Raw genomic sequence first — 6,357 nt, 5'->3', positions numbered from 1 at the left:
TGTGTGTTTACCTTTACTGAGTTCATCAAGAATTTTTAGTTTAAAAGGTTCTGAATACCGTCTAATTACTTTGTCATTTTTGTACATAATGTTTAAAATTATGTAGCCTTTATTCAGGACGGGTCAAGATTACGCACAACGGTTTAGTATATGGTTTGTTGCGTGATTAAGTTACTAAGTTAGTAAATAAAAACCGAATATAAAGTCCGCGAGGACTTTCGTAAGCAGGCTAGAACCTAGCAATAAAATATATGCATTGTTGGCAACAGTATTTTTATTCCGATTTTGCTTTTCTTTTTTCAGCTTTTGGTTTCTGTTTTTCTTCTTTTTTCTTTTTTTTCAAATATTTGTGATGTGCAAGAATTGTTTTATTGTCAGCAATCCCATTAATATCAACTTCGTATCCAAATTCCTTTAATTTCTCTTGGTACTTTTTCATTTTGAGTTTATTCTGCTCAATTTTTATAAGTTCCTCTTTAGTTTTTTCTTTATTCCTTTCCGCTTTTATTTTTTCGCAATCAACTTCTTTCCATTCAAATTTCTTTTCATAATCAAAGCATCTTTCGTAACATTTTCCAGCTTTTGGATTTGGTGGTAAATCATAATTTTGTGCTTTCAATTGAGATGTGAAAGTCAATATTATAGTCAGAAGTATTATGTTTCTCATTTTTTTGCATTTCGTTCGGATATTGTTGCCAACGGTTTTGTATATGGTTTGTTGCGTGCTTTAAGCAACTAATTTAGTAAATAATTACCTACCAAGAAAGTCCGCGAGGACTTTCGTAAGTATGCAAAAAGCCAGCAATAAATTATATACGGTGTTGTGTGTAGTGTTTTCTATTTTATAATTTTAACTTCAAATTTTTTCGTTTCTACTTTTATTCCAGATTTATATATTTCTGCATTTAATTTATGAATTCCTTTATATGCAGTTCTTTCCCAATGTGTGTTAGTTTGACGTGTACAATTATAATCCCATGATTCATGTCCTAAATCAGGAACAGCTTTTGCTTCATCTCCATCATTTTCTACAATCCATTTTATGTCAAAAGGTGGTTCAACATTACTAACTAAAGTAAATTTAATCCATAATTTTTTATGAATTTTAAGTTTACCGCTTGGAATGTTTTGCATTATTGCTCCAAATGTTTTGCCACGATGAACTGATACATTAAAAGCACTTTGTTCAGTTAGCGAATATTCTTTTATATAACTAAGTGTTTTATCTTCTGCTTGAATATTAAAAATCCATTTGTAAAAGCTACTTGCTTTTTCTTCATTACAATCATTTAAATATAGAACTTCAGATTTAGACATAAATCTATCTAATTTTTCACTTAATCTGGTAAGTTGATGTTGCAGACTTTTATTGAGCGTTAGCTCAATTTGATAATTCACAGGATTATAAATTTTTCTATTATTTTTTAGTCTATTACAGATTTTTGATAGTGTTTGAATAAATGAGATATCATCTTTTGTCGTGTTGGGTACATAACATTCAATAGCTAGGATGGATAAAATAAACCCTCCAGGTAAATTCCAGTTTAATCTAGATTTACTAAACCTTTTTAAAAGTCTCACAATCTTGCGTAATTGTGATTTTTCAACTGTTGAAAAATTATTATTTGGACTTAAAGAAGATACCTTATTTAAAAACCATTCAGTTATAGCTTTGGGATTCCTATCTAACCATTCTGTGCTTGCGTGCTCATATTTAACTTGAAAATACTCTTCAAAAGTTCTGTAAACTGCAAAATCCACATGATATCCTTCACTATACCAAACTGTAACAGCATTTGTTCTTGCTTCTGCAGGTTTACTAAAATTTGCTGTATTTTTATTCAATGCTTTTGCAACAAATTTTCTTGCTTCAAGTGGATTGTTGAAAATTGAATTTTTAGGAAATATAACCGCTACATCAATATCATAATCATTATCTTCAGATTGATTTGTAGTGCTCATAGCAATACTTCCTTGTTCTATAAATGATGGAATTGGGTATGACTTATTTTCTTCTTGATTAATTATATTAATACCAGATATTATTCTATTAATATTTTTGTCTTTATATCCACGTATTAAGGATTTATCAGTGTCTTTTAATCTAACTTTATCATTGTAAAATTGATTAAGATTTGAATTATAATTGAACATTAATACTTTAAAATTTCTGGATTATTATTTGATATTTTGACCGACCATTTATATTTGGGAATTGTATTTCGTGTGTAGTTATATATTATATAATTTGGGTCAGTTCTTTTACTTATTTTTCTACTTAACGCCAATGAAAGAGAAGCTGGTCCAGAATAAAAAATGTGAATATTTTCTATGCTTGAATCTTTAATAATTTGGTCAACTTCACTTCTAAAGCGTTTTGTCAAAGTTTCAATTTGATTTAAATTTTTAATTTTATCAAGACCTATTGAATTTAGTTTTATAGTAGAAAAATATTTTGAATGATTAACTACTTGCCAAATTTCTGCATCTTGAATATCAAAGCTGATTTCAATTTTTATTACTGCATTATTACTTGCATTGTTGTTATTAATAGTTTCTTAGCTTAATAAATTTTCATTAGTATTCGATGTCTCAATTAATTGTTTCCAAGTTGTAGAATGTCTATCAAATTCATAATAGTTTATATAAAATTTATCTGCAATTGTAGTTCCCAAGTTCCAAATAAGTGGAATATGAGCTAAACCAAAATATGCTATTTCAAAGTCACTAATATTATTTGTTAAAGCTTTTATTTTTGATAATATATCATTTTGGTATAATAATGAAGCCTCAGGATATTCAAGATTTCCATTTTTGTATATCATTGTTTGGTCTATTTCAATTTCCTTAATTTCAATATTTTCAGTATTTAAATTGTCTATTTTTGAATAGTCAGGACTAATGAAATCATCAATCGATTTATGAATAATAGAAATAAATAGTTTTTTAGATTTTTTTAATTTTAATTCAGAATTCTTATACCAATTATGTAGTAGTAAACCTGATATAATTAAACACAATCCAATTATAACTGATACCCAATTTATAGAATCAATTGAATAATCTACACCAAATTTATTTTTGCTTTCAATTTTTAAAATACGAAGAAATAATTCGACTACCCAAGAGAAACCCTGAACTCCATTAGTGATTAATAAAACTCCTGCAGTTATTATTGTTCTAACAATCCACTTTTCAATTGATGGTCTTAGAATGGATAAAATTTTTAATGTAATTTCCTTCATTTATAGATGTAAGTTCATTTTTTGCATTACACACAACGTGTTTGTGTTATGATTAGTTGCGTGTTTAAGCAACTAATCTACTAAATAAATCACGAACGGCGAAAATCCGAAGGATTTTCCAAGTGAGCTAAAAGCAGCAATTAATTATACACGGTGTTGGGCATAGTAATTTACTTAAATATAAATTCATTCCAATTATGTTTTTTCATTCCGAATTCAGTCTTAAGTTGGTCAAATTTATTATTCTTTATATTACTCCCAAAACCTGCTATTGCATCCTTTATGGACTTATTCCTTAAAACAGGAAGTAAGTCATCAGGCTGTAAGTGACTACAATTCACAAATCGAAATTCTTCTAGAACTTCTGCAAATTCTATACTCTTTAAATTTGTTAATCCTTTCAAATTTTCAAAATCAATTCTTCTTAATTGCTTATTAAGACTAAAATCAGGAAGATTCACAATGTTTGGTAAATTAGCCAATACAAGGTATTTAAGACTTTTTAACTCTGAAATAAATTCAATATTGCTTAATTTCCTCAACTGATAAATATCAAGATATTTAAGGGACTTTAATTTAGTTAATGCATTTAGATTTTTAATTTCACTAAAACTCAATTTGACAGACCGTAATTTGTCCAGATGCGAAATGAAATCTAAATTTTCGAGATTAACAGAAAGTTGAAGTTTCTCTAAAGAGGATAATTTAGAAATTTCTTCGACACCTCGTTTATGGCCCCAAACTGATAAATTTACTAAATTATCAAATCTTGATAAAATTGATATGTCAAATTTTTTTGATTTAGTGTTGCCTAAAATTAGTGATTTTAAAGAAGAATTAATCTTGTCCAAAAAATCAATATTTTCTAAGTTGTAAATATTGATTGATAGTGATTTTAAGTTATTAAGACTGCCAATTGAATTAATATTTGAGCATTCCATATAACCGCTGACTCCGAAAGCTTTAAGATTGGGAAATAATTCTAAAAATGACAAATCCCAAGGTTTATTATGATTTGAATAAACGTATAATTCCAATTCTGGTTTTCGTTGGAATATTATTTCCTTGATATTAACCCATACATTATTGTCAGTTACTGGTTCGCTAAATTGAATAGAATTCAGATTTGAATGCTTGAGTAATTTCTTAAGAGTACTTTTATTAATATCTGAACTTAAAAGAAATTGTCCTGTGATGTTGTTAATTATTTCATAACTCATTTTTTCATTATTGTGCCCAACGTTGTTGTATATGGTTTGTTGCGTGTTTTAAGCACCTAATTTAGTAAATAATTACCGACCAAGAAAGTCCGCGAGGACTTTCGTAAGTAAGCAATAAGCCAGCAATAAATTATATACGGTGTTAGCCACTGGGCTTTTCCTTGTTTAATTCAAAATATGTTTCTAAAGTATTGAAAGTATATAAAGATTTAACAAATATTACTTCCATAACCTTAACATAATTATCACTTTCAATTCCGAAATATTTCAGTGCTTTTTTATAATCCTTATTTGATTCACTAAATGTGTGAGCAATTAATCCAGACCTCAAATTTTGAAGGTTTCTTAAAAACTCAAACATATCAGGAATATTCATTCCTTTAGATTCTAAAAATTTTTCAAATTTCGTAATACTACCTTTAACTTTTGAATCTAAATCTTTGGTTAACTCTTTTTCATTTAATCTGTCAACTGTTAGTTTTACAATAGTCAATGTTTGCTCACAAAATGCTTTGACATTGTTGGATGTTATTTTATGTAATGCTGTAAATAGATATTCATCAGTTTTCGATAAAGGTTTATATAATTTCCAACCAAATTTATCTTCCCACTTTTTATTAAAACTCTTATATTTTGATTTAAAAAATAAATCAACCGTTTCAGGTTGCTCCGCCCATTCTCCTTCTATCATTGTCCTATAATAAGTTTGGCTGATATTCATTCCTTCTTTTGGCGGAATATTGTATTGTTTCCAATGAAGTTGTTCCAATTCTGGAAGCATCCTTAAATTAGTAAGAAATACTGGAATATACTCATCTACATTATTATCTATTTTTAATCTAAAAAATTTTGAACCAACGCTAAATCCATCAACTTGATATTTGTTTGGTTCATTGTAATATTTGTTTAAAACTTCTTTTTTGAAATAGGTAACTTTAAAATGATTTCCGTCCTTTTCTCCGCAATCTTCATAAATTAATTCCCCCTCATCATCGATTTCAGTTATGAAACTTTCGTTTTTTGATTCTCCGAAGTCAAAATGCGATTTTTTTATGTCATTTGGTTTAATGAATACTTTTCCCATTACCCAACTTTGAGTTTTGTCGGATACATTTCTAATTAAATGACTGTAAATAAAGTCGTTTTCTTTTATTAGTTCATCCTTGTGTTTGATGTTCCAATCTGAAGGAATTTCTTTTTGCAATCTCATAAAATCATAGCAAACCACAAAGTTCATATCTCTCATTGTGATATATTCCCTCAAATACTTGATTTTAACTTTAATCAATTTTGGCTCAATAGTAAGTACTTCGTCCAATTCTCCATAATCGCTAACATAATAAAATGTGCGGTTTTGTTTGTCATTTCCTTTTTCGTAAAGTCGAAAGTAAAGAACAAATTCTTCCGCTACATCTATATACTTTATTGAAGTTTCCTGTAATGAAAAATTTTTGTAAAGTAAAAAAGGTTCTAAACCTTCTTCGTCATTGGATTTATATGTATTATCTCCATAAACAGATGGTTTTCCTTCACTTCCCATAGAAAGTGGCCAATTATAGTCCTCGCTGTATTTCTCAACTTTGTCGTTTGATATTAGACAGCAATATATTCCAGCAGAATCGTCAAAGTCTTTAGAATCGTCTTCATATATTTTTAACCAACCGTTTTTGATTAAGAACTTAGATTCAATTTCCTTCTTTTTGTCCTCTAAAAGGAAATAGTCTTTTTCCATTTTTTTTATTAGTTCAGATTGGTTTTTGCCTTGTGTCTCGTCCTGAAATATGGCTACAGGTTAAAATTTATTTTTAAGCTGATAATTTATATACCATATTCGGTGTTTTATAACCTAAAGATAAGTGTAATCTTATTTCGTTGTATAAATTAATTGCATT

General features: G+C 28.0%; 4 protein-coding genes and 1 pseudogene. All 5 read right to left on the bottom strand.

Annotated elements, in window-relative coordinates; genetic code table 11:
• Positions 1-274: 274 nt before the first annotated feature.
• Complete coding sequence (locus ACJJVY_RS00105; protein ID WP_405603895.1) at positions 275-667, bottom strand: hypothetical protein; 393 nt, start codon at positions 665-667, stop codon at positions 275-277.
• Positions 668-837: 170 nt separating this feature from the next.
• A complete protein-coding gene (locus ACJJVY_RS00100) occupies positions 838-2,154 on the bottom strand; it encodes a cyclic GMP-AMP synthase DncV-like nucleotidyltransferase (RefSeq protein ID WP_405603893.1) in 1,317 nt (438 codons plus the stop codon).
• A pseudogene (locus tag ACJJVY_RS00095) lies at positions 2,154-3,245 on the bottom strand (SAVED domain-containing protein). Before ACJJVY_RS00095 ends, ACJJVY_RS00100 begins: the two are co-directional and overlap by 1 nt.
• Before the next feature lie 170 nt (positions 3,246-3,415).
• On the bottom strand, positions 3,416-4,465 hold the full coding sequence (locus tag ACJJVY_RS00090; RefSeq protein ID WP_405603891.1) for a hypothetical protein: 1,050 nt from the start codon (positions 4,463-4,465) through the stop codon (positions 3,416-3,418).
• 142 nt (positions 4,466-4,607) lie between these two features.
• Entirely contained in the window at positions 4,608-6,197 is a 1,590-nt protein-coding gene (locus ACJJVY_RS00085) for a hypothetical protein (RefSeq protein WP_405603889.1), read from the bottom strand.
• Positions 6,198-6,357 lie beyond the last annotated feature (160 nt).

Source organism: Polaribacter sp. Asnod1-A03 (assembly GCF_045063585.1).
Taxonomy (GTDB): domain Bacteria; phylum Bacteroidota; class Bacteroidia; order Flavobacteriales; family Flavobacteriaceae; genus Polaribacter.
This window is presented reverse-complemented; position numbering and strand designations above follow the sequence as displayed.

What these genes read in the sequence shown, in the direction of transcription:
- ACJJVY_RS00100 (WP_405603893.1), bottom strand. Translation starts at nt 2,154, where the DNA reads ATGTTCAATTATAATTCAAATCTTAATCAATTTTACAATGATAAAGTT.
- ACJJVY_RS00090 (WP_405603891.1), bottom strand. Translation starts at nt 4,465, where the DNA reads ATGAGTTATGAAATAATTAACAACATCACAGGACAATTTCTTTTAAGT.
- ACJJVY_RS00105 (WP_405603895.1), bottom strand. Translation starts at nt 667, where the DNA reads ATGAGAAACATAATACTTCTGACTATAATATTGACTTTCACATCTCAA.
- ACJJVY_RS00085 (WP_405603889.1), bottom strand. Translation starts at nt 6,197, where the DNA reads ATGGAAAAAGACTATTTCCTTTTAGAGGACAAAAAGAAGGAAATTGAA.